A 24,304-nucleotide genomic window follows, 5' to 3' on the forward strand; every position below is an offset into this window, starting at 1 on the left:
AAAAACGTGCTTGAATATCTGTTGAAACCCTTTAACAAAGCACAGGAGGCGTTGCGCGAACGATGAACATCAGCGATGTAGCAAAAATTACCGGCCTGACCAGCAAAGCCATTCGCTTCTATGAAGAGAAGGGGCTGGTGACGCCGCCGATGCGCAGCGAAAACGGTTATCGCACCTACACGCAGCAGCATCTCAACGAACTGACCTTACTGCGCCAGGCACGGCAGGTGGGCTTTAACCTGGAAGAGAGCGGCGAGCTGGTGAATCTGTTTAACGACCCGCAGCGGCACAGCGCCGACGTCAAACGGCGCACGCTGGAGAAGGTGGCGGAGATCGAACGACACATTGAGGAGCTGCAATCCATGCGCGACCAGCTGCTGGCACTGGCGAATGCCTGCCCTGGCGATGACAGCGCCGACTGCCCGATTATCGAAAATCTCTCCGGCTGCTGTCATCATCGGGCAGGGTGATTAAGACGAGACGGCTCGGATATGTAGGGTTATCCCTTCTATCGCAATGACTTCAACATGCGTACCTGCACCGAGATCCTCGCTGGCGCTGACAGGCCATGAACTGTCACCGACGCGCATATGACCGCGCCCGTTGACCAGCGGAGATTCCAGCACAAAACGTCGGCCAATCAGCTGCTGCCCGCGCTGGTTTAAATGACTATCGCTGTGCTTTTGTTCGCGCACCCGCCGCGACAACCATTTCCACCACAGCCAGGCGGCGAGCAGCGTCAGGATGGCAAACATTACCCCTTGCCACTCCCAACCCAGCGGCACCAGCCAGACCACCAGGCCGGTAATCACCGCTGCCACGCCGCTCCACAACAAATAACCATTTCCGCCCAGCATCTCGGCTGCCAGCAGCAACCCGCCGAGACTGAGCCAGAAAATATGTGGATGAACGACCATTAACTCCATCATGGCTGAGTCCGTTTGTTGGCGCTGTCTTTCACCAGCTCGGCAATCCCGGCAATCGACCCCATCAGGCTGCTGGCCTCTAATGGCATCATCACTACTTTGCTGTTACTGGAGGAACCGATCTGCTGTAACGCTTCGGTGTATTTTTGCGCTACGAAGTAGTTCACCGCCTGAATATCACCGGAGGCGATAGCTTCAGACACCATTTTGGTGGCGCGGGCTTCTGCTTCGGCGGAACGTTCACGCGCTTCAGCCTGTAAAAACGCCGACTGACGTTCGCCTTCCGCTTTCAGGATTTGCGACTGTTTTTCACCTTCGGCTTTGAGGATTTCCGCCTGACGGATCCCTTCCGCTTCAAGAATGTAAGCGCGTTTGGTACGTTCCGCTTTCATCTGCGCGTTCATTGAAGAGATAAGCTCTGCCGGTGGGCGCACGTCGCGAATTTCAATACGGGTGACTTTAATCCCCCACGGGTTGGTGGCTTCATCGACAATACGCAGCAGGCGTGAGTTGATGCTGTCGCGCTGAGAGAGCATTTCGTCAAGTTCCATTGAACCCAACACGGTACGGATGTTAGTCATGGTCAGGTTGATGATCGCCAGCTCCAGATTGCTGACTTCATAGGCAGCGCGTGGCGCGTCAATCACCTGAATAAAACAGACTGCGTCGATGGTAACGTTGGCGTTATCTTTCGAGATAACTTCCTGGGAAGGGATATCGAGCACTTGCTCCATCATATTGATCTTGCGACCAATGCGATCCATAAACGGCACCACCAGACTGAGCCCCGGCTGTAACGTTTTGGTATAGCGACCAAAACGTTCTACCGTCCATTGATAGCCCTGCGGCACGATTTTGACGCCCGCGCCGACAATGACCAGCGCGACAAAAATGAGAATCGGGATAAAGATAAGCATCGGAAAAACCTCCTGTTGTACCGTCCATAATCAGCAAAATTGCTGCTTGATTAAACAAATTATACCTGATTACTGAAAGAGAGTTCCCCCTTATTCCTGCGAAGGATAAACTGTTTTTAGTAAAAATCAGAAAAAGGGAACAGCGATGCAGGAAAATAGTCCTTTGCTTCAGCTACAAAACGTAGGATATCTGGCGGGTGATACGAAGATTCTTAATAACATCAATTTTTCGCTGCGTGCTGGCGAATTTAAGTTAATTACCGGTCCTTCTGGTTGTGGCAAAAGTACGCTGCTAAAAATAGTTGCTTCATTGATCAGCCCAACCAGCGGAACGTTACTGTTTGAAGGTGAGGATGTCAGCACACTAAAACCAGAAATCTACCGCCAGCAAGTCTCTTACTGCGCCCAGACGCCGACGCTGTTTGGCGATACGGTATACGATAATCTGATCTTTCCCTGGCAGATCCGTGACCAGCAGCCTGACCCGGCCATTTTTCTCGATTTTCTCGAACGCTTCGCTTTGCCGGACAGCATTTTGACGAAGAATATCGCCGAGCTATCTGGTGGTGAAAAACAACGCATCTCATTGATTCGTAACCTGCAATTTATGCCGAAGGTTTTATTGCTGGATGAAATAACCAGTGCGCTGGATGAAAGTAATAAACATAACGTCAATGAGATGATCCATCGTTATGTGCGCGAGCAAAATATTGCCGTGCTGTGGGTGACACACGATAAAGACGAAATTAATCATGCGGATAAAGTGATTACACTGCAACCGCATGCCGGAGAAATGCAGGAAGCACGCTATGAACTCGCATAATATTACTAACGAATCATTAGCACTGGCATTAATGCTGGTGGTGGTGGCAATCTTAATTAGCCATAAAGAAAAACTGGCGCTGGAGAAAGATATTCTATGGAGCGTCGGGCGAGCGATAATTCAGCTGATTATTGTCGGCTATGTGCTGAAGTATATTTTCAGCGTGGATGATGCCAGCCTGACATTATTGATGGTGTTATTTATCTGCTTTAATGCGGCGTGGAACGCGCAAAAACGCAGTAAATATATTGCTAAAGCTTTTATCTCATCGTTTATTGCCATTACGGTCGGGGCGGGAATTACCCTGGCGGTGCTGATTCTCTCAGGGGCGATTGAATTTATCCCGATGCAGGTGATCCCTGTCGCCGGGATGATTGCCGGTAACGCCATGGTAGCGGTGGGGTTGTGTTACAACAATTTAGGGCAACGGGTCATTAGCGAACAGCAACAGATTCAGGAGAAACTGAGTCTTGGCGCGACGCCGAAGCAGGCTTCAGCGATATTGATTCGCGACAGTATTCGCGCGGCTTTAATTCCGACGGTCGATTCAGCAAAAACGGTTGGCTTAGTGAGTTTACCAGGAATGATGTCCGGGCTGATATTTGCCGGGATTGATCCGGTGAAGGCGATTAAATATCAGATTATGGTGACCTTTATGCTGCTCTCAACCGCCAGCTTGTCGACCATTATTGCCTGCTATTTAACCTATCGTAAGTTTTATAATTCGCGCCACCAGTTGGTGGTGACTCAATTGAAGAAGAAATGATGCGATGCCGGATGCGCAGCATCGCATCCGGCGTTGTGGTTCATGTGCCGAACAACGGAATATCAATACAACAATGCATACAGCTGGCGGCGATACTTCGACGCCAGTGCATCACCCGTACCCAGCGCAGCGAGGATCTCCTGGAACGTTTTACGCGTCTGACCGTCTGCGGCGGTGAGATCTTTACGCAGATGCCCGAACAGCAACTCCAGCGCCTCTTCATTGCGCCCAACCTGATGCAGTTGCAGCGCCAGTTGCGTCGCCAGTGCGGCATCTTCTGGATTCTCCGCCACCTGCTGTTGCAACTGTTGAATTTCCGGCTTATCAGCCGCCTGCTTCAGCAGTTCGATTTGCGCTACCAGCCCCTGGTAGCGGGTGTCCTGATCCTGCAACGGAATGGTTTTCAGCACCGCTTCCGCATCTTCAGAACGGTTCAGCGCAATCAGCGTTTCTGCCAGCAGCAGGCCGATCTCCCCGTTCTGATTCGACAACTGCCAGGCGTCTTTCAGCAATGGCAGGGCATCGGTGTAATTGCCTTCCTGCATCAGTTGCATCGCCTGCTGCGCTTTCAGCTCTTCTTCGCGCGGCAGCACTTTATCCAGCAGGGCGCGGATCGCCTCTTCCGGTTGCGGCCCCTGGAAGCCATCTACCGGTTGCCCGTTCTGGAACAGATACACGGTCGGAATCGCGCGCAGACCAAACTGGGCGGCAATCATCTGCTCCGCGTCGCAGTCCAGCTTCGCCAGAATAAATTGCCCGTTGTACTGCGCCGCGAGGCTTTCCAGGATCGGGGTTAACTGCAAACAGTGCTGGCTACGTTCAGACCAAAAATAGAACAGCACCGGAGTGGTCATCGACTGTTCAAGAACCTGTTGCAGGTTAGATTCGTTAATGTTGACAATATTTTCTACGGACATGGAGTCGCTCTCTGTTGTCGATATTTTCTTTGACATGGGGGCTTAAGCGCGCGCTTCAACTCACCCCTGCAATATTTTGTCCATCACGCGCCCAGGCAGCAGGCGCTCGAGCACCATTACTGCCCAGGTCACCAGCGTTACCGGATAGCGCATCTTCGGCTTCTCGCTAATAAAAGCATGGCGCACTTTGTCGACCACCGCTTCCGGTCCCAACGTAAAGCGGGCGGCGATGCCGGGATTTTCGACTGGTTTATCACTTTGCGTCTGGTTGACGTTGTCGGTGAAGCGAGTACGAATGGGACCGGGTTCGATCAGGCTGACTTTAATTCCGCTGTGGCGTAGCTCCATGCGCAGCGCGTCTGACCACGCCTCCAGCGCATATTTACTGGCCGCGTAAGCGCCACGACCCGGCGTGGAGATTAATCCCATCACCGATGATGTCATCACAATACGCCCTTCACCGTGCGGTAACATCGCGGGTAACAGGCGCATGGTGAGCTGGTGTGCGCCGAAAAAGTTGGCGGAAAACTGCTGTTCCATCTGCGCACGGCTGATGGTGGAAAGGGGGCCATACATGCCGAATCCGGCATTGTTAAAGATCCCATACAGACAATTATCGGTCAGGGCGATCACCTCGTCTGCTGCGCGATTAACACTTTCTGGTGAATCCAGATCGATCAACACGCCGGTAAATCCCATGTTGTTCATACGCTCAACATCATTCGGTTTTCGGCAACCTGCCAGCACATGAAAACCCTGGCGTTTTAATTCGAGCGCGCTTTCCAGGCCAATTCCACTGGAACATCCGGTAATTAAGACCGATTTTTGCATAACTTTACCTGTCAGGATCTCCGTTGCTTTATGAGTCATGATTTACTAAAGGCTGCAACTGCTTCGCCATCCAGTCGGCAATAAACGGCTGGGCGTCGCGGTTGGGATGAATACCGTCATCCTGCATCCATTGTGGCTTGAGGTAGACCTCTTCCATAAAAAAGGGCAGCAGCGGAACATCAAACTCTTTGGCGAGTTTGGGGTAAATGGCGCTAAAGGCTTCATTATAACGGCGACCATAGTTTGCAGGCAGACGTATTTGCATTAACAATGGTTCAGCGTTGGCGGCTTTGACATCCTGCAAAATCTGGCGCAGCGTTTGCTCGGTTTGCTGTGGCTGAAAACCACGCAAACCATCATTGCGCCCAGTTCAACCAGCACCCAACGCGGCTGATGCTGTTTGAGCAGAGCCGGAAGGCGCGCCAGCCCTTGTTGCGAGGTGTCGCCGCTGATGCTGGCATTAACTACCGACGTTTTACTCTGCCACTTATCATTCAACAAGGCAGGCCAGGCCGCGCTGGCAGACATTCGATACCCGGCGCTCAGGCTATCACCCAGAATCAATAACGTGTCCGCTGCGGCGGCACGGAAGGTTAACAGGACCAGGAACAGGAAGGGCAAATGCCAGCGGAAAACATTGTTGAAGTTCATCATCTTAAGAAGTCCGTCGGTCAGGGGGAGCATGAACTCTCCATCCTCACCGGAGTTGAGCTGGTTGTCAAACGTGGCGAGACCATCGCACTGGTGGGCGAGTCGGGATCGGGTAAGTCAACCTTGCTGGCGATCCTCGCCGGGCTTGATGACGGCAGCAGTGGCGAAGTGAGTCTGGTGGGACAACCGCTACATAATATGGACGAAGAAGCGCGGGCAAAGTTGCGCGCGAAGCACGTCGGCTTTGTTTTTCAGTCATTTATGTTAATTCCTACCCTTAACGCGCTGGAAAACGTCGAGCTTCCGGCTCTGCTGCGCGGTGAGAGTAGCGCGGAAAGTCGTAACGGGGCGAAAGCGTTGCTCGAACAGTTAGGGCTGGGTAAACGTCTGGATCATCTTCCGGCACAGCTTTCCGGCGGTGAACAGCAACGAGTGGCGCTGGCACGAGCCTTTAATGGTCGACCTGATGTGCTGTTTGCCGACGAACCCACCGGCAACCTTGACCGCCAGACGGGCGATAAAATTGCCGACCTGCTGTTTTCCCTCAACCGTGAACATGGCACCACGTTGATTATGGTGACCCACGACCTGCAACTGGCGGCACGCTGCGACCGCTGCTTACGGCTGGTGAACGGGCAGTTGCAGGAGGAAGCATGATTGCACGTTGGTTCTGGCGCGAATGGCGTTCGCCGTCGCTATTAATTGTCTGGCTGGCGCTAAGCCTGGCGGTGGCCTGCGTGCTGGCGCTGGGCAATATCAGCGATCGCATGGAGAAGGGCTTAAGCCAGCAAAGCCGTGAGTTTATGGCGGGCGATCGGGCGTTGCGCAGTTCACGCGAAGTGCCGCAAGCGTGGCTGGAGGAAGCGCAAAAGCGCGGCCTGAAAGTCGGCAAGCAGCTGACTTTCGCCACAATGACCTTTGCAGGCGACACACCGCAGCTGGCGAACGTCAAAGCGGTGGATGATATCTACCCGATGTATGGCGGTCTGCAAACTAATCCCCCTGGCCTGAAACCGCAGGCGGGCAGCGTATTGCTGGCCCCACGCCTGATGGCACTGCTTAACCTGAAAACGGGCGACACCATTGACGTGGGCGATGCCACCTTGCGGATTGCCGGAGAAGTGATTCAGGAACCGGATTCCGGTTTTAACCCCTTCCAGATGGCTCCGCGTCTGATGATGAATCTGGCGGATGTCGATAAAACCGGAGCCGTGCAGCCGGGGAGTCGGGTCACCTGGCGTTATAAATTCGGCGGCAACGAGAACCAGCTCGACGGCTATGAGAAATGGTTGTTACCTCAGCTTAAACCCGAACAACGCTGGTACGGTCTGGAACAGGACGAAGGCGCGCTGGGGCGATCGATGGAACGCTCGCAACAGTTCCTGCTGCTTTCGGCGCTTCTGACCTTGCTGCTGGCAGTGGCAGCGGTGGCGGTAGCGATGAATCATTACTGTCGCAGTCGCTACGATCTGGTGGCGATCCTCAAAACGCTGGGGGCAGGGCGAGCGCAACTGCGTAAGCTAATCGTCGGTCAGTGGTTGATGGTGCTGACGCTTTCAGCCGTTACCGGTGGGGCCATAGGCCTGTTGTTCGAAAACGTGTTGATGGTGCTGCTCAAGCCCGTTCTGCCTGCTGCACTACCGCCAGCCAGCCTCTGGCCGTGGCTGTGGGCGCTTGGCACCATGACGGTCATCTCGCTGCTGGTGGGGCTACGACCATACCGCTTGTTGCTGGCAACGCAGCCTTTACGCGTATTACGTAATGATGTGGTCGCGAACGTCTGGCCGCTGAAGTTTTATCTGCCGATTGTCAGTGTGGTGGTTGTGCTGCTGCTCGCCGGATTAATGGGTGGCAGCATGCTGCTTTGGGCGGTGCTGGCGGGCGCGGTAGTACTGGCTTTGCTGTGCGGTGTGCTGGGCTGGATGCTGCTGAATGTACTTCGCCGCATGACGCTGAAATCGCTGCCTCTGCGCCTGGCGGTTAGCCGCCTGTTACGTCAGCCGTGGTCAACGTTAAGCCAGCTTTCGGCATTTTCGCTCTCCTTTATGCTGCTGGCACTGCTGCTGGTGCTGCGTGGCGATCTGCTCGACCGCTGGCAGCAGCAGCTACCGCCAGAAAGCCCGAACTACTTTTTAATTAACATCGCCACAGAACAGGTAGCACCGCTAAAAGCGTTCCTCGCGGAACATCATATAGTCCCGGAATCATTTTATCCGGTAGTGCGGGCGCGGCTGACGGCGATTAATGATAAGCCGACAGAAGGTAATGAAGATGAGGCGCTTAATCGCGAACTCAATCTTACCTGGCAAAATACGCGGCCCGATCATAATCCGATTGTCGCCGGTAACTGGCCGCCAAAAGCCGATGAAGTGTCGATGGAAGAGGGGCTGGCGAAACGCTTAAACGTTGCCCTCGGTGATACCGTGACTTTTATGGGCGATACCCAGGAGTTCCGCGCTAAAGTGACCAGCCTGCGCAAAGTGGACTGGGAAAGTCTGCGGCCTAATTTCTATTTTATTTTCCCTGAAGGGGCATTAGACGGGCAACCGCAGAGCTGGCTTACCAGTTTCCGCTGGGAGAATGGCAACGGCATGTTGACGCAACTCAACCGCCAGTTCCCGACCATTAGCCTGTTAGACATTGGCGCGATTTTAAAACAGGTCGGTCAGGTGCTGGAGCAGGTAAGTCGGGCGCTGGAGGTGATGGTGGTGCTGGTCACCGCCTGCGGTATGTTGCTGTTGCTGGCACAGGTGCAGGTGGGAATGCGCCAGCGTCATCAGGAGCTGGTGGTATGGCGCACACTCGGTGCGGGGAAAAAACTGCTGCGCACGACATTGTGGTGTGATGTTCGCCATGCTTGGGTTTGTTTCCGGCCTGGTGGCCGCAATTGGTGCGGAAACGGCACTGGCAGTGTTGCAGGCGAAAGTGTTTGATTTCCCGTGGGAGCCAGACTGGCGATTGTGGATTGTTCTGCCGTGCAGCGGTGCGCTGCTGCTGTCGCTTTTCGGCGGCTGGCTGGGTGCGCGACTGGTTAAGGGTAAGGCGCTGTTCAGGCAGTTTGTGGGGTGATGACAGGTGTTAGATTGCCTGATGCGCTACGCTTATCAGGCCTACGAAGAGCGTGCAATATATTGATTTTGCAAGATTGTGTAGGCCGGATAAGGCGTTTACGCCGCATCTGGCATGAACAGTGTGCATTTTGGCAATAAATATGAAACCAACTGTCATGTCGGTTTTTTTAAAGGCCGAAGGAGGTAAACCTTCGGCCTTAGCTACGTTTCCTCAGTTATTCAATAAACTGACGGATCAGTTCCAGCAGCGCGATTAGCGCCTTAAGAACGATGAGAACTTTATCGAGAAAAGTTTTCATCCGTTGCTCCCTTAAGGGAGAAAGACAATCACAGCTTACCCTTACGTTGCCTATAACTATGATTTTCTTCATGTGCTAGATGAGGACTGTCTCTCTCCAAATTAGAGCACCAGAATCAGCACCACCTGTATCCTGACCAGGACTTAAAAGTACTTTTCCGCACTGCGGTAATCCCTTGAGGCAGTATCACTACTAGCGTCGGGATTGTATCGCCAACATAGCTGTTTGAATATGTAGGCATCCTGACTTATAATTCACTTGCTAGATGAGGACTGTTTAATTTCTGCCCGGAACCACCAAGTCTTGGGCGGAAAAAATAAAAAAACCGACTGTCATGTCGGTTTTTTTATATCTGTATTCTGGTGCAACCATTTTGTTCTCACGACAATCGCCGTTTCAGAATACCGCCCATCACTGCGCCTTAACCCATACCGCCACTTCCGCCCACTCACCGCGAAAGACAACTTTTTCCGCTTTTTTCTCAAGCTGATAGCGATACATTGGGTCGTAATATTCTTTAAGTAACGGCACCAGCCAGGCCAGATGACCGTCGGTGCTGCCGGTGGTGAGTTGCGTTGTCAGCGCCGTATCCAGCTGGGCAGCGAGTTCGTTATAGCGCTGTAACCCCAGCCGACGCTTAATCGCCGAAAGTCCGTGATGCAGGTATTCGCAATATTCCTGCCAGCCCTGTTCGTCGCCATAAGCGTGGGTAAAATCATGATGCATACGCAAGAAATACTCTTCATTCAGGCGTTCAAGACGGATCTCAAACGGATCTTCTACCACCGCAATCGCCGCCTGAGTCATTCGCTCGCGCAGACATTCCGGCAGGTGATTCGAACCGATCATCCGGCTTTCATCTTCCAGCACCCACAGGCGCAAATCCTGACGGGCGTCGGTTTTTAGCATTTCGGCAGCCAGCAGGTTTTCAAAACTCGCCTGGCTAAGTTGTGGTTGTAACGTGCGACCAAACGCCGAACCGCGATGACGCGCCAGCCCTTCCAGATCAACACCGTTTGGCTGTTGTTGCACTAATAGCGTTTTACCGCTGCCGGTACAACCGCCAATCAGCACTATCGGTTTTTGTGCCAGTTCAATGGTCGCCTGAATCGCGGTCTGGCGCAGTGCCTTATAACCGCCTTCCACCAGCGGATAATCAATCCCCGCTTCATGCAGCCAGCGTTGCACAATATGTGAACGTTGACCGCCACGGGCGCAGCAGAGAATACCTTGCGGATTTTGCAGGCACGCTGCCCGCCAGGCGTACATACGCTGCTGACGAATTTCACCCGCCACCAGTTTATGCCCCAGCGCCAGCGCTGCGTCTGAGCCTTGCTGTTTATAGCAGGTGCCAACGGAGGCGCGTTCATCGTTATCCATTAACGGCAGATTGATAGCGGCGGGCATTGCGCCTTGCTCAAACTCGATAGGGGCGCGAACATCAATAATGGGCGTATCAGCAATCAGCAGGGCACGATAGTCCTGTTCCGTGTGTCTCTCTTGCATAGTTAAAAGTGAACCTCAAATCAGCTTGCGCGCTATTTTACGCGCCAACGCGCAAGGAAACTTGATTTTTAACTGCGTGGGGTGCCGAAAATTTCTAAAAATCCGCTGATTTCCGGCCTGTGTTGGGTAAACAAGGTCACAATATCTTCTACCGCTTTGCAGCTGCCAAATTTGCGCCATGCCAGACTCAATGGCGAAGGAGGGCGCATCGTTGGGATTACCCGGCTGACCAGTTGTTGATTATCGATCATTGACTGGCAAAGTGATTTTGGCAAAAAACCAATGCCAACACCCGCCAGATGGGCGGCGATTTTCGTTTCCATATCGGGAACAATAATCTCTTTTTGCCCCGGCAATCGCCAGGCGACGCGTTTGGTTAAGGTGCCGGCGCTGTCTTCAATATTGACCGCCGGAAAGCGACGCAACTGCGCTTCTGTTAGCGGCTCTTCAACGTTCGCCAGCGGATGATCCGCCGCCATGACAAATCGCCATTGCACCGATCCTAAGGGATCAAGACTAAAGGTATTTGCCAGCGCCTCAGTTCCCGTGACCCCGATAGCCAGCGAAAAACCTTCGTACAATAGCGAGTCCCAGACGCCCATATAGATTTGTCGGGAGATGTGAAACTGGGTAAAGGGGTAACGCTCATTCAGCCACGCCAGCAACTGGGCGACGGCCTGGGGGTTATAGAGCAGGTTGTTGATGACAATATTCACCTGGCGTTCCACGCCATCATTCACCTGTTGCAGCTCGCTGGGCATACTTTCCAGCCAGCTCAGCCAGTCTCTGGCCTGGGAAAGTAGATGCTCGCCAGCCGCTGTCAACGTTACGCTACGAGTCGTACGGAAAAACAGCGCTACTCCGGTATTCTCTTCCAGAAGTTTAATGCGATAACTGATCGTCGCCGTGGTTTTACATAATCGTTCTGCCGCTTTTGAAAAACTTCCTGTTTCAGCAACCGCAATGAAAGTCCGCAAGGTTTCTGGATCGAACATCTTCAGGTATCCCCTTTTAAATCCGCAAGTTGCGTGATTTTCTTATCCTCTGATTTATCAGTATTTTTACATGATAATCCTGTTCAATTTGTGGACTAAATCTAGTTTTGGAAAAACATTCCAACTTTTGTATTAATGTTGTTCTCTTAAGGTTTTAGATTGCCTGTTATTGAAACCAAGCTGACCGGTCGGCGGTGGTTGAACGGAATTATGTTACAAGGACAAAAAGATGAAACTTCAGGTATTACCGTTAAGTCAGGAAGCCTTTAGTGCTTATGGCGACGTAATCGAAACGCAGCAACGGGATTTTTTCCATATTAACAATGGCCTGGTGGAGCGTTACCACGATTTGGCGCTGGTTGAGATTCTTGAGCAAGACCGTACGCTTATCAGCATTAACCGCGCGCAACCGGCGAATCTGCCGCTGACCATTCACGAACTCGAACGTCATCCGCTGGGCACTCAGGCCTTTATCCCAATGAAAGGTGAAGTGTTTGTGGTGGTCGTGGCGTTAGGCGACGACAAACCAGACCTGTCAACGCTGCGGGCGTTTATCACCAACGGTGAACAGGGGGTGAATTACCATCGTAACGTCTGGCATCACCCACTTTTCGCCTGGCAGCGCGTCACCGATTTTCTGACCATCGATCGCGGCGGCAGTGACAACTGTGATGTTGAAAGTATTCCTGAACAGGAACTCTGTTTTGCGTGACGCCTGCAACCGACTTGCATAAGATAAACTAATTGTTCATTGTTTATGCTCACTTGTAGGTCGGAGTTAACGTAGGTATGACGGAAGTTAGACGGCGCGGCAGGCCAGGACAGGCGGAGCCTGTGGCACAGAAGGGCGCACAGGCGTTAGAGCGGGGAATTGCGATTCTGCAATATCTGGAAAAAAGTGGGGGAAGTTCGTCGGTTAGCGATATTTCTCTCAATCTGGATTTGCCGCTCTCCACGACCTTTCGCTTGCTGAAGGTTTTACAAGCAGCGGATTTTGTCTATCAGGACAGTCAATTAGGCTGGTGGCATATAGGATTAGGTGTCTTTAACGTCGGTGCGGCGTACATCCATAACCGCGATGTCCTCTCCGTCGCCGGGCCGTTTATGCGCCGCCTGATGTTACTTTCCGGCGAAACGGTCAATGTCGCGATCCGTAACGGCAATGAAGCGGTATTAATTGGTCAGTTAGAGTGTAAATCGATGGTCAGGATGTGTGCGCCACTGGGCAGTCGTCTGCCGCTGCATGCTTCCGGTGCGGGCAAAGCGCTGCTTTATCCGCTGGCGGAAGAGGAGTTGATGAGCATCATTCTGCAAACCGGTTTGCAGCAGTTTACGCCAACTACGCTTGTGGATATGCCCACCTTGCTGAAGGACCTGGAACAAGCGCGTGAACTGGGCTATACCGTAGATAAAGAAGAGCATGTTGTAGGTCTGAATTGCATAGCTTCAGCAATTTACGATGATGTCGGTAGAGTTGTTGCCGCTATCTCCATCTCCGGGCCTTCATCAAGACTGACAGAAGATCGTTTTGTCAGTCAGGGTGAGCTGGTCAGAGACACCGCCCGCGATATCAGCACGGCGTTGGGACTGAAAGCACATCCATAGTGTCTGTCGCATCCCGCTCTGCGGAGCGGGTTTTTTTGACAAAATTTGAAAGTTGGAAAATTTTTCCAACTAATGGAGGTAGGAATAAAATGGCAAAAATGAGAGCCGTTGACGCGGCAATGTATGTGCTGGAGAAAGAAGGTATCACCACCGCCTTCGGCGTTCCGGGAGCTGCAATTAATCCGTTCTACTCAGCGATGCGTAAGCACGGCGGTATTCGTCACATTCTGGCGCGTCATGTGGAAGGTGTTTCGCACATGGCGGAAGGTTATACCCGCGCAACGGCAGGGAATATCGGCGTATGTCTGGGGACTTCCGGTCCTGCGGGCACGGACATGATCACCGCGCTCTATTCCGCTTCTGCTGATTCCATTCCTATTCTGTGCATTACCGGCCAGGCACCGCGCGCCCGTCTGCATAAAGAAGATTTTCAGGCCGTAGATATTGAAGCAATTGCTAAACCGGTCAGCAAAATGGCGGTTACAGTTCGTGAAGCGGCGCTGGTGCCTCGCGTGCTGCAACAGGCATTTCACCTGATGCGTTCTGGTCGTCCGGGTCCGGTACTGGTGGATTTACCGTTCGACGTTCAGGTTGCGGAAATCGAGTTTGATCCTGACATGTACGAACCGCTGCCGGTCTACAAACCTGCTGCCAGCCGTATGCAGATCGAAAAAGCTGTAGAAATGTTAATCCAGGCCGAACGTCCGGTGATTGTTGCCGGGGGCGGGGTAATCAATGCTGACGCAGCTGCACTGTTACAACAGTTTGCTGAACTGACCAGCGTTCCGGTGATCCCAACGCTGATGGGCTGGGGCTGTATCCCGGACGATCATGAACTGATGGCCGGGATGGTCGGTCTGCAAACCGCGCATCGTTACGGTAACGCAACGTTGCTGGCGTCCGACATGGTGTTTGGTATCGGTAACCGTTTTGCTAACCGTCATACCGGTTCGGTAGAGAAATACACCGAAGGGCGCAAAATCGTTCATATTGATATTGAGCCGACGCAAATTGGTCGCGTGCTGTGTCCGGATCTCGGCATTGTCTCTGATGCTAAAGCGGCGCTGACACTGCTGGTTGAAGTGGCGCAGGAGATGCAAAAAGCGGGTCGTCTGCCGTGTCGTAAAGAATGGGTCGCCGACTGCCAGCAGCGTAAACGCACTTTGCTGCGCAAAACCCACTTCGACAACGTGCCGGTGAAACCGCAGCGCGTGTATGAAGAGATGAACAAAGCCTTTGGTCGCGATGTTTGTTATGTCACCACTATTGGTCTGTCACAAATCGCTGCGGCACAAATGCTGCATGTCTTTAAAGACCGCCACTGGATCAACTGTGGTCAGGCTGGTCCGTTAGGCTGGACGATTCCGGCGGCGCTGGGGGTTTGTGCCGCTGATCCGAAACGCAATGTGGTGGCGATTTCTGGCGACTTTGACTTCCAGTTCCTGATTGAAGAGTTAGCCGTTGGCGCGCAGTTCAACATTCCGTACATCCATGTGCTGGTGAATAACGCCTATCTCGGCCTGATTCGTCAGTCACAACGCGCTTTTGACATGGACTACTGCGTGCAACTCGCTTTCGAGAATATCAACTCCAGTGAAGTGAATGGCTACGGTGTTGACCACGTAAAAGTAGCGGAAGGTTTAGGTTGTAAAGCTATTCGGGTCTTCAAACCGGAAGATATTGCGCCAGCCTTTGAACAGGCGAAAGCCTTAATGGCGCAATATCGGGTACCGGTAGTCGTGGAAGTTATTCTCGAGCGTGTGACCAATATTTCGATGGGCAGCGAACTGGATAACGTCATGGAATTTGAAGATATCGCCGATAACGTAGCGGATGCACCGACTGAAACCTGCTTCATGCACTATGAATAAGGGAGATAAATGATGTTACGTTTCTCTGCTAATTTATCGATGTTATTTGGTGAATATGATTTTCTCGCCCGTTTTGAGAAAGCTGCGCAGTGTGGTTTTCGCGGCGTTGAATTTATGTTTCCTTATGACTACGACATTGAAGAATTAAAACAGGTACTGGCGAGTAATAAACTCGAACATACGCTGCACAATTTACCGGCAGGTGACTGGGCGGCGGGCGAGCGCGGTATTGCCTGTATTCCTGGCCGTGAAGAAGAGTTTCGGGATGGCGTAGCAGCAGCGATTCGTTGGTAATGACTCCAACTTACTGATAGTGTTTTATGTTCAGATAATGCCCGATGACCTTGTCATGCAGCTCCACCGATTTTGAGAACGACAGTGACTTCCGTCCCAGCCTTGCCAGATGTTGTCTCAGATTCAGATTATGTCGCTCAATGTGCTGAGTGTAACGCTTGCTGATAACGTGCAGCTTTCCCTTCAGGCGTGATTCATACAGCGGCCAGCCATCCGTCATCCATACCACGACCTCAAAGGCCGACAGCAGGCTCAGAAGACGCTCCAGTGTGGCCAGAGTGCGTTCACCGAAGACGTGCGCCACAACCGTCCTCCGTATCCTGTCATACGCGTAAAACAGCCAGCGCTGACGTGATTTAGCACCGACGTAGCCCCAATGTTCGTCCATTTCAGCGCAGACAATCACATCACTGCCCGGTTGTATGCGCGAGGTTACCGACTGCGGCCTGAGTTTTTTAAGTGACGTAAAACCGTGTTGAGGCCAACGTCCATAATGCGTGCACTGGCGCGACATCCGACGCCATTCATGGCCATATCAATGATTTTCTGGTGCGTACCGGGCTGAGAGGCGATGTAAGTGAACTGTAGTTGCCATGTTTTACGGCAATGAGAGCAGAGATAGCGCTGATGTCCGGCAGTGCTTTTGCCGTTACGCACCACGCCTTCAGTAGCGGAGCAGGAAGGACATCTGATGGAAATGGAAGCCACGCAAGCACCTTAAAATCACCATCAGACACTAAATCAGTAAGTTGGCAGCATTACCGAGGTTATAAACCCCCTGACCGGAAAGAATATAGGCACCATGTTCCTGAACGTGTGTTTCGATATAACCGTGGCTGGCACCTGGTGCAAAAGAGAGGATATGCATGTTCATATCAAAACCTAACTCTTTGGGCAGAAAATCCAGCAGGATCACATCATCCATACCTTCATAGTGAATGCGTTCCAGTTCGCTGGCATTGCCAGAAAACAGCCACGGTGCATGGCCTTCTACCGGAACATAGCGGCGCTTATATAAAAAGATTTGGCTGTCTTCGGCCTGGGCGTTAACAAACGTCATTAAGGAGCCTGGTGGGCAATAAAGATAGCCACCTTCGCTTAAGGCAAATGTTTTGCCTTCGGCTTTGGCAGTGATATTTCCAGAGATCACATACAGGAACGTTTCAATGCCTTCGCCACCGAAGCCCTGTTGGTTGCCACCGTTTTGATGCAGTGTGACCAGATAATCAACAAAAGAGGCACCCAGCTTTGGCGTGGAGAGGATTGTCGCGTCACAATTTTCAAAGTCCGGAATAATATTTTTTATCAGACCATCCGGGGTTAACAGTGCGAAATTACCGTGTTTAACAATCGCACGGTTAGCCAGTAAATCTTCGCGGTAACCGGTGACGTTATTTAAATATCCCATTTATGACTCCTTATTCCTGCCAGGCAAGTTGATAAAGCATGAGTGCCAACGTTTTGACCCCTTCGGCAAGGTCAGTAATATTGGTGCGTTCCGCCGGGTTATGGCTGATCCCGTTGATGCTGGGGATAAAAATCATGCAGGTTGGTACGCGAGGCGCGAAAATTTGCGCGTCGTGCCCGGCACCACTGTGCATCACCCGGTAATTCAGTTTTTCTCTTTCACACAATTCTGTCAGGGTGGCGACCAGCTCCTTATTCATCGGCACGGGTTCTTCGTCCATCCATAAATCGATATCAATACCAATGTCCATTTCATCGCAAATCGCCCGCATGTCGTTTTCTAACTGTTGGGTGAAATCGCGCAGCACGGCAGCGTCGGTATGACGACAATCAATGGTGAACGTGGTTTTACCCGGCACCACATTTACCGTATTCGGGCGCGGCTCTACTTTGCCAAAGGTCAGAACCAGCGGATCGCCCATCTTTTTCGCTTTTTCGATCGACTGATGGCAAATGCGACTGAAAGCGTAAACCGTATCACGACGATAACCCATCGGCGTGGTGCCTGCATGGTTTGATTCGCCGTTCAGCGTCACCGTATAGCGACGCTGCCCGACAATTGCATTCACCACGCCAATTGATTGCCCATTACTTTCCAGCACACAGCCCTGTTCAATATGCAGTTCAACAAAGGCTTTTATAGCCTGACGCGGAGTTAGTGGGGCGTTCGGCAGAGTAAATCCGCAAGCCTTCATCGCATCGGCAAAACTATTTCCTTTGGCATCACAGATATTCCGCACGTCGTCAGGATTCGCCAGCCCAAAGATATTTTTACTGCCCCAGAAGACATACGGGAAGCGGCTGCCTTCTTCTTCTGCCATCGCCACCACTTCGACCGTACGTAACGGTGCGCCGTATTGCGTTTTCAACCAGTCAATTGCCAGCCACGCCGCCAGCGCGCCGAATTGCCCGTCGAGGTTACCGCCGTTAACCACGGTATCGATATGCGAACCGCTCAGAACCACTTCCTGTGGATATTCGGTGCCACTCAGGCGACCGTATAAATTCCCCACTTCATCGAAACGTGTTTCCAGCCCACTTGCTGCCATTCTTTTTTTAAATTGCTGCTGGGTTTCCAGCCATTCCGGCGAATAAAGTAAACGGGTCATCCCACCCGTTGGGTCAGCGCCAAAAGAGGAAAGCCAGGGCAGCGTTTCTTCTATAGCTTGACGGGAATGTGTAATTTCGCCGCACGCAATTCGATGCGTTATGCGGTGGATTATGCGGCAATGAACGACCACAGGTTGTGGCTCAAGGGATTCGCCTCGGGCGTTTCACGGTTAAACAGCCACAGCGTTATTGTTTGCTGCGTATTACGCCGCCTTCGCATCCTCAACCGCTTGCAGCTGCATGGATGCAACGCGCGGAGGAAACCGGACTTTTCGGGCCACTGGCGATGGCGGCAAGCGATCCGCTGCCCGCTGAATTACGCCAGTTTCGTCACTGTTTTCAGGCCGCGCTCAATGGCGTTAAGACCGACTGGCGGCACTGGCTGGGTAAAGGCCCCGGATTAACGCCAAGTCATGATGACACGTTGAGCGGAATGCTGCTGGCGGCCTGGTATTATGGCGCTTTAGATGCGCGCGCCGGTCGCCCGTTTTTTGCCTGTTCCGACAATCTTCAACTCGTTACCACAGCGGTGAGCGTCAGTTATTTACGTTATGCCGCGCAAGGATATTTCGCCTCGCCACTCCTGCACTTTGTCCATGCTCTGAGTTGCCCGAAACGTACCGCTGTTGCGATTGATTCGCTGCTGGCGCTGGGGCATACGTCAGGGGCAGATACGCTGCTGGGGTTCTGGCTTGGCCAACAATTATTACAAGGAAAACCATGAAAACACTGGTTGTAGCTCTTGGGGGCAACGCCTTACTCCAGCGCGGTGAGGCGCTGACGGCGGAAAATCAATATCGCAATATCGCCAGTGCTGTACCCGCGCTGGCACGCCTGGCCCGTTCTTATCGGCTGGCGATTGTTCACGGCAACGGGCCGCAGGTGGGGCTGCTGGCGTTACAGAATCTGGCGTGGAAAGAGGTAGAACCGTATCCGCTGGATGTACTGGTGGCGGAAAGCCAGGGGATGATTGGCTATATGCTGGCGCAGAGCTTGAGCGCACAGCCGCAGATGCCGCCTGTTACGACGGTGCTGACGCGCATTGAGGTTTCGCCTGATGATCCGGCGTTTTTGCAGCCAGAGAAATTTATTGGTCCGGTTTATCAGCCAGAAGAACAAGAGGCACTGGAAGCGGCTTACGGCTGGCAGATGAAACGTGATGGTAAATATTTGCGCCGGGTGGTGGCGTCTCCGCAACCGCGTAAAATTCTCGACAGCGAAGCCATCGAGTTGTTGCTCAAAGAGGGGCATGTGGTGATTTGCAGTGGCGGCGGCGGTGTGCCTGTGACGGAAGATGGGGCAGGGAGTGAAGCGGTGATTGATAAAGATCTCGCCGCTGCGTTGCTCGCCGAGCAGATTAATGCCGATGGACTGGTGATCCTCACCGATGCTGATGCGGTATATGAAAACTGGGGAACGCCGCAGCAACGTGCCATTCGCCATGCCACACCGGATGAGTTAGCGCCATTTGCCAAAGCCGATGGTTCGATGGGGCCGAAGGTAACGGCGGTGAGTGGTTATGTCAGAAGCCGTAGTAAACCCGCGTGGATTGGGGCGTTATCGCGAATTGAAGAGACGCTGGCGGGCGAAGCGGGGACCTGTATTTCGCTGTAGTGATGAGAGCATCCGGCAATCGGTGCACCATGCCTGATGCGACGCTTGACGCGTCTTATCAGGCCTACAATGGGTACCGGAGCGGTAAGCCGGATAAGGCGTTTACGCCGCATCCGGCAATCAAATGAGCACCTGCTTAACTGAACTTACTCTGCGCCCAAATCACGCCGCTGGCATACTCTGGCGGCAGCAGCGGGATTAAGGCTTCCAGCGTCGCAGTCAGACGCGATGTGTCGCTGTCGGTCAAATTCAGATGCCCCACTTTACGCCCCGGACGGACTTCTTTGTCGTACCAGTGCAGATGCACCAGCGGCAATTTCAGCCAGTCATAATTCACATCGCTACCAATCAGATTGATCATCACCGACGGATTATTCACTACTGGTTGCGGTAACGGCAGATCGGTAATCGCCCGCAGATGCAGCTCAAACTGGCTGATGCTGGCACCGTTTTGTGTCCAGTGACCGCTGTTATGCACACGCGGAGCCAGTTCGTTGATCAGCAGACCTTGCGGGGTGACAAAACACTCCATCGCCATCACGCCCACATAGCCCAGCTCCTGCATAATCGCCGACAGCATCTCTTCGGCTTGCGCCTGCTGCTGTGCGTTGGCCTGCGGAAAAGCGACGCTGGTGCGCAAAATACCGTCCTGATGCAGGTTATGCGTCAGCGGATAAAACACGGTGCTGCCATCAAAGCCGCGCGCGCCAACCAGCGATACTTCACCAGAGAAGTTAATGCCCTGCTCGACAATACATTCACCGTAACACTCTGCCGGTAACTGTTCGGTTTCATTGGCGCGTAAACTCCATTGACCGCGACCGTCATAGCCACCAGTGCGACGCTTAACAATCGCCAGTTCACCTAAACGATCAAACACCGCAGGCCACTCGCTGCGATCGGCAAGTAACTGCCACGGCGCGGTCGGCAGGTGGAGCTTATCGAAAAGCTGTTTCTGAGTCAGACGGTCAGCAATAATCGGGAACACATCGCGGTTCACAAAGGCCGGATGACGCGCCAGCTCGCGGGTTAATGCGGTTTCCGGCCAGCGTTCGATCTCAGCGGTAATCACGCTTTGTTGAAAAGGCACCGCCGCCGGTTCAGCGTCCAGCCCGACCGGCCAGACAGCAATGCCTAACGGTTCGCCTGCCTGACGCAGCATACGGCCTAACTGCCCGTTACCGAGGACGCAAACCTGTTTCATGCCGCACCTCGCGGGTCCGGGTTTTCCAGCACTTCGTCGGTCTGGGCTTTGCGCCAGCCATTCAGACGCTGGTGTAGCTCTTTATCGTGAGTCGCGAGAATTTGTGCTGCCAGTAATGCCGCGTTTGCCGCGCCAGCTTTACCAATCGCCAGCGTACCCACCGGAATGCCGCGCGGCATTTGTACGATGGAGTAGAGGCTATCGACACCGCTCAGTGCGGCGCTCTGTACTGGCACGCCCAGCACCGGCACCAGCGTTTTGGCGGCAATCATGCCTGGCAGGTGCGCTGCGCCGCCTGCGCCCGCAATAATCACCTGATAACCGTTCTCTTCGGCGCTTTCGGCGAAGCTGAACAGTTTATCGGGGGTGCGGTGAGCAGAAACCACTTCAACGTGGTGCGGGACATTCAGGATTTCGAAGATTTCGACGGCGAACTGCATGGTAGCCCAGTCGCTTTTGGACCCCATCACGATGGCGACACGCGCCGGATTATTGCGGGAAGACATGCGTCTTAAAACTCCTGTGGTGCACAACTCTCGGCTTTAGAGGGCACAGAGAATAGCACGGAAAGAGAGCAAGGAAAACGGTTGCGTGGCTGTGAAATCAGCAAAGTTGTGGGTTTTTTAAAACGGAAAATGAATCAGCTCAACGTCATCAGCCGTGACTTTCACCATCGAACCTTCCGTATGCCAGGCACCCAGTACCACGCGAAAAGCAGGTTGCTGGTTGGCGATAAGTTCATGCACCGCCGGGCGATGGGTATGCCCGTGGATTAGCCATTGCACCTGATGTTTTTCCATCGCACTGACCACAGCGTTTTGGTTAACGTCCATGATCGCCAGCGATTTACTGCTGTTGGCTTCTTTGCTGTTCGCGCGCATTCGCGCGGCAATGCGTTTGCGCACAAACAACGGCAGGGCGAGGAATAGCATTTGCAGCCAGGGTTTGTGGACTTTGGCGCGAAAAGCCTGATAACCCGCGTCATCGGTGCACAGCGTGTCGCCATGCATAATCAACACCCGGCGACCATAAAGTTCGAGCACCTTTTCTTCCGGCAATAATGTCATGCCGCTTTCACGGGCAAAGCGTTTGCCGAGCAGAAAATCACGGTTGCCATGAATGAAATAACAGGGAACGCCGGAATCGGACACCGCTTTGATCGCTGCCGCCATCTGGCGATGGAGTGGGTTGGGATCGTCGTCGCCAATCCATGCTTCAAACAGATCGCCAAGAATATACAGCGCGTCGGCCTTGCGGGCTTCCCCCGCTAAAAAACGCAGAAAACCGGCGGTGATCGCCGGTTCTTCCACGCAGAGATGAAGATCTGCAATAAAGAGTGTCGCCACGATTACTCGCTAACGGTCACGCTTTCAATGATAACGTCTTCTTTTGGCACGTCCTGGTGCATACCGTTACGACCGGTTGCAACACCTTTGATTTTGTCTACCACGTCCATGCCGTCAACCACTTCAGCAAACACGCAGTAGCCCCAACCTTGCAGGCTTTCGCCAGAGAAGTTCAGGAAGTCGTTATCAACCACGTTGATGAAGAACTGTGCAGTTGCAGAGTGCGGAGCCTGAGTACGTGCCATTGCCAGCGTACCACGGGTATTTTTCAGGCCGTTGTTGGCTTCGTTTTTGATCGGTTCTTTGGTGGCTTTTTGTTTCATGCCCGGTTCAAAACCGCCGCCCTGAATCATAAAGCCGTTGATAACACGGTGGAAAATGGTGTTGTTGTAAAAACCTTCGCGGCAGTAGTCCAGGAAGTTTTTAACTGTTTCAGGTGCTTTATCGTCAAAAGTTTTGATGACAATATCGCCGTGATTGGTGTGGAAAGTAACCATTTTTGCATCCTGTTCCGTTTGATTGGTGCTTCAACCCAGTTCGGGTCATATATAGGGTGGTGTTATAGCATAACCGCACGATCGGATCATCACGCAATGTATGCTGATTCGCGCGGGAAATATGGGTATTATACGCAACTCAATTACCCACACATGTCTAAACGGAATCTTCGATGCTAAAAATCTTCAATACTCTGACACGCCAAAAAGAGGAATTTAAGCCTATTCACGCCGGGGAAGTCGGCATGTACGTGTGTGGAATCACCGTTTACGATCTCTGTCATATCGGTCACGGGCGTACCTTTGTTGCTTTTGACGTGGTTGCGCGCTATCTGCGTTTCCTCGGCTATAAACTGAAGTATGTGCGCAACATTACCGATATCGACGACAAAATCATCAAACGCGCCAATGAAAATGGCGAAAGCTTTGTGGCGCTGGTGGATCGCATGATCGCCGAAATGCACAAAGATTTTGATGCTTTGAACATTCTGCGCCCGGATATGGAGCCGCGCGCGACGCACCATATCGCAGAAATTATTGAACTCACTGAACAACTGATCGCCAAAGGTCACGCTTATGTGGCGGACAACGGCGACGTGATGTTCGACGTCCCGACCGATCCAACTTATGGCGTGCTGTCGCGTCAGGATCTCGACCAGCTGCAGGCTGGCGCGCGCGTTGACGTGGTTGATGACAAACGCAACCGGATGGACTTCGTTCTGTGGAAGATGTCGAAAGAGGGCGAACCGAGCTGGCCGTCTCCGTGGGGCGCGGGTCGTCCTGGCTGGCACATTGAATGTTCGGCCATGAACTGCAAGCAGCTGGGTAACCACTTTGATATCCACGGCGGCGGTTCAGACCTGATGTTCCCGCACCACGAGAACGAAATCGCGCAGTCCACCTGTGCCCATGATGGTCAGTATGTGAACTACTGGATGCACTCCGGAATGGTGATGGTTGACCGCGAGAAGATGTCCAAATCGCTGGGTAACTTCTTTACCGTGCGCGATGTGCTGAAATACTACGACGCGGAAACCGTGCGTTACTTCCTGATGTCGGGCCACTATCGCAGCCAGCTGAACTACAGCGAAGAGAACCTGAAGCAGGCGCGTGCGGCGCTGGAGCGCCTCTACACTGCGCTGCGCGGCACAGATAAAACCGTTGCGCCTGCCGGTGGCGAAGCGTTTGAAGCGCGCTTTATTGAAGCGATGGACGACGATTTCAACACCCCGGAAGCCTATTCCGTGCTGTTTGATATGGCGCGTGAAGTGAACCGTCTGAAAGCAGAAGATATGGCAGCGGCGAATGCAATGGCATCTCACCTGCGTAAACTTTCCGCTGTATTGGGCCTGCTGGAGCAAGAACCGGAAGCGTTCCTGCAAAGCGGCGCGCAGGCAGACGACAGCGAAGTGGCTGAGATTGAAGCGTTAATTCAACAGCGTCTGGATGCCCGTAAAGCGAAAGACTGGGCGGCGGCAGATGCGGCACGTGACCGTCTTAACGAGATGGGGATCGTGCTGGAAGATGGCCCGCAAGGGACCACCTGGCGTCGTAAGTAATTGCGCAATTGCCGGATGCGAGTTTTCGCATCCGG

Annotated in this window: 24 protein-coding genes, 2 pseudogenes and 2 other annotated features; of the genes and pseudogenes, 11 read left to right on the forward strand and 15 right to left on the reverse strand. The window is 53.0% G+C overall.

Translation table 11 applies throughout. The annotated features are described in order from the left end of the window. Positions 1 to 62 precede the first annotated feature (62 nt). A complete protein-coding gene (gene ybbI / locus SF0432) occupies positions 63 to 470 on the forward strand; it encodes a DNA-binding transcriptional regulator CueR (RefSeq protein NP_706380.1) in 408 nt (135 codons plus the stop codon). On the opposite strand, the gene ybbJ is transcribed toward ybbI, so the two are convergent. Then, the gene (gene ybbJ / locus SF0433) at positions 471 to 926 is read right to left on the reverse strand and encodes a hypothetical protein (protein ID NP_706381.2); all 456 of its coding nucleotides are present in this window, start codon (positions 924 to 926) and stop codon (positions 471 to 473) included. Then, positions 926 to 1,843: a protease gene (gene ybbK, locus SF0434; RefSeq protein ID NP_706382.1), complete on the reverse strand. Its 918-nt coding sequence runs from the start codon at positions 1,841 to 1,843 to the stop codon at positions 926 to 928. The genes ybbJ and ybbK overlap by 1 nt, the downstream gene beginning before the upstream one ends. 145 nt (positions 1,844 to 1,988) lie before the next feature. Between ybbK and ybbL the strand changes: the two genes are divergently transcribed. Both ybbL and ybbM read left to right on the forward strand, forming a co-directional pair. Further along, positions 1,989 to 2,666, forward strand: coding sequence for an ABC transporter ATP-binding protein YbbL (gene ybbL, locus SF0435; RefSeq protein NP_706383.1), 678 nt, complete (start codon positions 1,989 to 1,991; stop codon positions 2,664 to 2,666). Next, positions 2,626 to 3,432, forward strand: coding sequence for a metal resistance protein (gene ybbM, locus SF0436; protein NP_706384.1), 807 nt, complete (start codon positions 2,626 to 2,628; stop codon positions 3,430 to 3,432). The genes ybbL and ybbM overlap by 41 nt, the downstream gene beginning before the upstream one ends. 62 nt (positions 3,433 to 3,494) lie before the next feature. Here ybbM and ybbN read toward each other — a convergent pair whose 3' ends face one another. The 3 genes and pseudogenes from ybbN to tesA form a co-directional block, all read right to left on the reverse strand. Then, positions 3,495 to 4,385 carry a thioredoxin-like protein gene (ybbN, locus tag SF0437; RefSeq protein NP_706385.1) on the reverse strand — a complete coding sequence of 297 codons (891 nt, stop codon included), beginning with the start codon at positions 4,383 to 4,385 and terminating at the stop codon, positions 3,495 to 3,497. A 24-nt stretch (positions 4,386 to 4,409) separates the two neighbouring features. After that, entirely contained in the window at positions 4,410 to 5,219 is an 810-nt protein-coding gene (gene ybbO, locus SF0438) for an oxidoreductase (RefSeq protein NP_706386.1), read from the reverse strand. Then, positions 5,209 to 5,834 (reverse strand) — a sequence feature (Similar to Escherichia coli K12 acyl-CoA thioesterase I; also functions as protease I gi: 1786702 (209 aa). BLAST with identity of 99% in 208 aa. This CDS contains an in-frame stop codon. The sequence has been checked and is believed to be correct.). (Overlaps the previous gene by 11 nt.) Next, positions 5,209 to 5,834, reverse strand: a pseudogene (tesA, locus tag SF0440). (Overlaps the previous feature by 626 nt.) Before tesA ends, ybbO begins: the two are co-directional and overlap by 11 nt. On the opposite strand from tesA, the gene ybbA reads away from it, so the two are divergent. Both ybbA and SF0441 read left to right on the forward strand, forming a co-directional pair. After that, positions 5,802 to 6,488 carry an ABC transporter ATP-binding protein gene (ybbA, locus tag SF0439; RefSeq protein NP_706387.1) on the forward strand — a complete coding sequence of 229 codons (687 nt, stop codon included), beginning with the start codon at positions 5,802 to 5,804 and terminating at the stop codon, positions 6,486 to 6,488. The pseudogene tesA and the gene ybbA sit on opposite strands and share 33 nt — an antisense overlap. Further along, positions 6,485 to 8,900 (forward strand): annotated as a pseudogene (locus SF0441). The gene ybbA and the pseudogene SF0441 overlap by 4 nt, the downstream one beginning before the upstream one ends. Positions 8,901 to 9,612: 712 nt before the next feature. On the opposite strand, the gene ybbB reads toward SF0441, so the two are convergent. Together ybbB and ybbS are read right to left on the reverse strand one after the other, a co-directional pair. Then, on the reverse strand, positions 9,613 to 10,707 hold the full coding sequence (gene ybbB, locus SF0442; protein NP_706389.1) for a tRNA 2-selenouridine synthase: 1,095 nt from the start codon (positions 10,705 to 10,707) through the stop codon (positions 9,613 to 9,615). 68 nt (positions 10,708 to 10,775) lie between these two features. Further along, entirely contained in the window at positions 10,776 to 11,702 is a 927-nt protein-coding gene (ybbS, locus tag SF0443; RefSeq protein NP_706390.1) for a DNA-binding transcriptional activator AllS, read from the reverse strand. A 229-nt stretch (positions 11,703 to 11,931) separates the two neighbouring features. Here ybbS and ybbT point away from each other — a divergent pair, with 229 nt between their 5' ends. From ybbT to gcl, 3 genes are all read left to right on the forward strand, one after another. After that, positions 11,932 to 12,414 (forward strand): ureidoglycolate hydrolase, encoded by a 483-nt coding sequence (gene ybbT, locus SF0444; RefSeq protein ID NP_706391.1) that lies wholly within the window; start codon positions 11,932 to 11,934, stop codon positions 12,412 to 12,414. Between the two features lie 77 nt (positions 12,415 to 12,491). Then, complete coding sequence (ybbU, locus tag SF0445) at positions 12,492 to 13,307, forward strand: DNA-binding transcriptional repressor AllR (protein NP_706392.1); 816 nt, start codon at positions 12,492 to 12,494, stop codon at positions 13,305 to 13,307. 89 nt (positions 13,308 to 13,396) lie between these two features. Next, a complete protein-coding gene (gene gcl, locus SF0446; protein ID NP_706393.2) occupies positions 13,397 to 15,178 on the forward strand; it encodes a glyoxylate carboligase in 1,782 nt (593 codons plus the stop codon). Between the two features lie 289 nt (positions 15,179 to 15,467). Continuing rightward, positions 15,468 to 16,235: a mobile genetic element, on the reverse strand. On the opposite strand, the gene insB is transcribed toward gcl, so the two are convergent. The 4 genes from insB to ylbB all read right to left on the reverse strand — a co-directional run bounded on the left by insB (position 15,483) and on the right by ylbB (position 18,048). After that, positions 15,483 to 15,878 carry an insertion element IS1 protein InsB gene (gene insB, locus SF0447; protein ID NP_706394.1) on the reverse strand — a complete coding sequence of 132 codons (396 nt, stop codon included), beginning with the start codon at positions 15,876 to 15,878 and terminating at the stop codon, positions 15,483 to 15,485. Its footprint overlaps the feature before it by 396 nt. Further along, positions 15,905 to 16,180 (reverse strand): insertion element IS1 protein InsA, encoded by a 276-nt coding sequence (gene insA / locus SF0448; protein ID NP_706395.1) that lies wholly within the window; start codon positions 16,178 to 16,180, stop codon positions 15,905 to 15,907. (Lies within the feature at positions 15,468 to 16,235.) After that, positions 16,209 to 16,880 carry a hypothetical protein gene (gene ylbA, locus SF0449; protein ID NP_706396.1) on the reverse strand — a complete coding sequence of 224 codons (672 nt, stop codon included), beginning with the start codon at positions 16,878 to 16,880 and terminating at the stop codon, positions 16,209 to 16,211. A 10-nt stretch (positions 16,881 to 16,890) precedes the next feature. Then, entirely contained in the window at positions 16,891 to 18,048 is a 1,158-nt protein-coding gene (gene ylbB, locus SF0450; RefSeq protein NP_706397.4) for a hydantoin utilization protein, read from the reverse strand. 137 nt (positions 18,049 to 18,185) lie between these two features. On the opposite strand from ylbB, the gene ylbF reads away from it, so the two are divergent. After that, positions 18,186 to 18,773, forward strand: a complete 588-nt coding sequence (gene ylbF, locus SF0451; protein NP_706398.1) for a carboxylase — start codon at positions 18,186 to 18,188, stop codon at positions 18,771 to 18,773. Continuing rightward, the gene (gene arcC / locus SF0452) at positions 18,770 to 19,663 is read left to right on the forward strand and encodes a carbamate kinase (protein NP_706399.1); all 894 of its coding nucleotides are present in this window, start codon (positions 18,770 to 18,772) and stop codon (positions 19,661 to 19,663) included. Before ylbF ends, arcC begins: the two co-directional genes overlap by 4 nt. Before the next feature lie 136 nt (positions 19,664 to 19,799). Here arcC and purK read toward each other — a convergent pair whose 3' ends face one another. From purK to ppiB, 4 genes are all read right to left on the reverse strand, one after another. Then, on the reverse strand, positions 19,800 to 20,867 hold the full coding sequence (gene purK, locus SF0453) for a 5-(carboxyamino)imidazole ribonucleotide synthase (protein ID NP_706400.2): 1,068 nt from the start codon (positions 20,865 to 20,867) through the stop codon (positions 19,800 to 19,802). Further along, the gene (purE, locus tag SF0454) at positions 20,864 to 21,373 is read right to left on the reverse strand and encodes a 5-(carboxyamino)imidazole ribonucleotide mutase (RefSeq protein NP_706401.2); all 510 of its coding nucleotides are present in this window, start codon (positions 21,371 to 21,373) and stop codon (positions 20,864 to 20,866) included. Before purE ends, purK begins: the two co-directional genes overlap by 4 nt. A gap of 117 nt (positions 21,374 to 21,490) precedes the next feature. Beyond that, positions 21,491 to 22,213: a UDP-2,3-diacylglucosamine hydrolase gene (gene ybbF / locus SF0455; protein NP_706402.1), complete on the reverse strand. Its 723-nt coding sequence runs from the start codon at positions 22,211 to 22,213 to the stop codon at positions 21,491 to 21,493. Positions 22,214 to 22,215: 2 nt separating this feature from the next. Then, complete coding sequence (ppiB, locus tag SF0456) at positions 22,216 to 22,710, reverse strand: peptidyl-prolyl cis-trans isomerase B (protein ID NP_706403.1); 495 nt, start codon at positions 22,708 to 22,710, stop codon at positions 22,216 to 22,218. A gap of 173 nt (positions 22,711 to 22,883) precedes the next feature. Between ppiB and cysS the strand changes: the two genes are divergently transcribed. Continuing rightward, complete coding sequence (cysS, locus tag SF0457) at positions 22,884 to 24,269, forward strand: cysteinyl-tRNA synthetase (RefSeq protein ID NP_706404.1); 1,386 nt, start codon at positions 22,884 to 22,886, stop codon at positions 24,267 to 24,269. Positions 24,270 to 24,304: the final 35 nt, after the last annotated feature.

Origin of the sequence: Shigella flexneri 2a str. 301, from assembly GCF_000006925.2 — a bacterium.
Lineage (GTDB): Bacteria > Pseudomonadota > Gammaproteobacteria > Enterobacterales > Enterobacteriaceae > ECMA0423.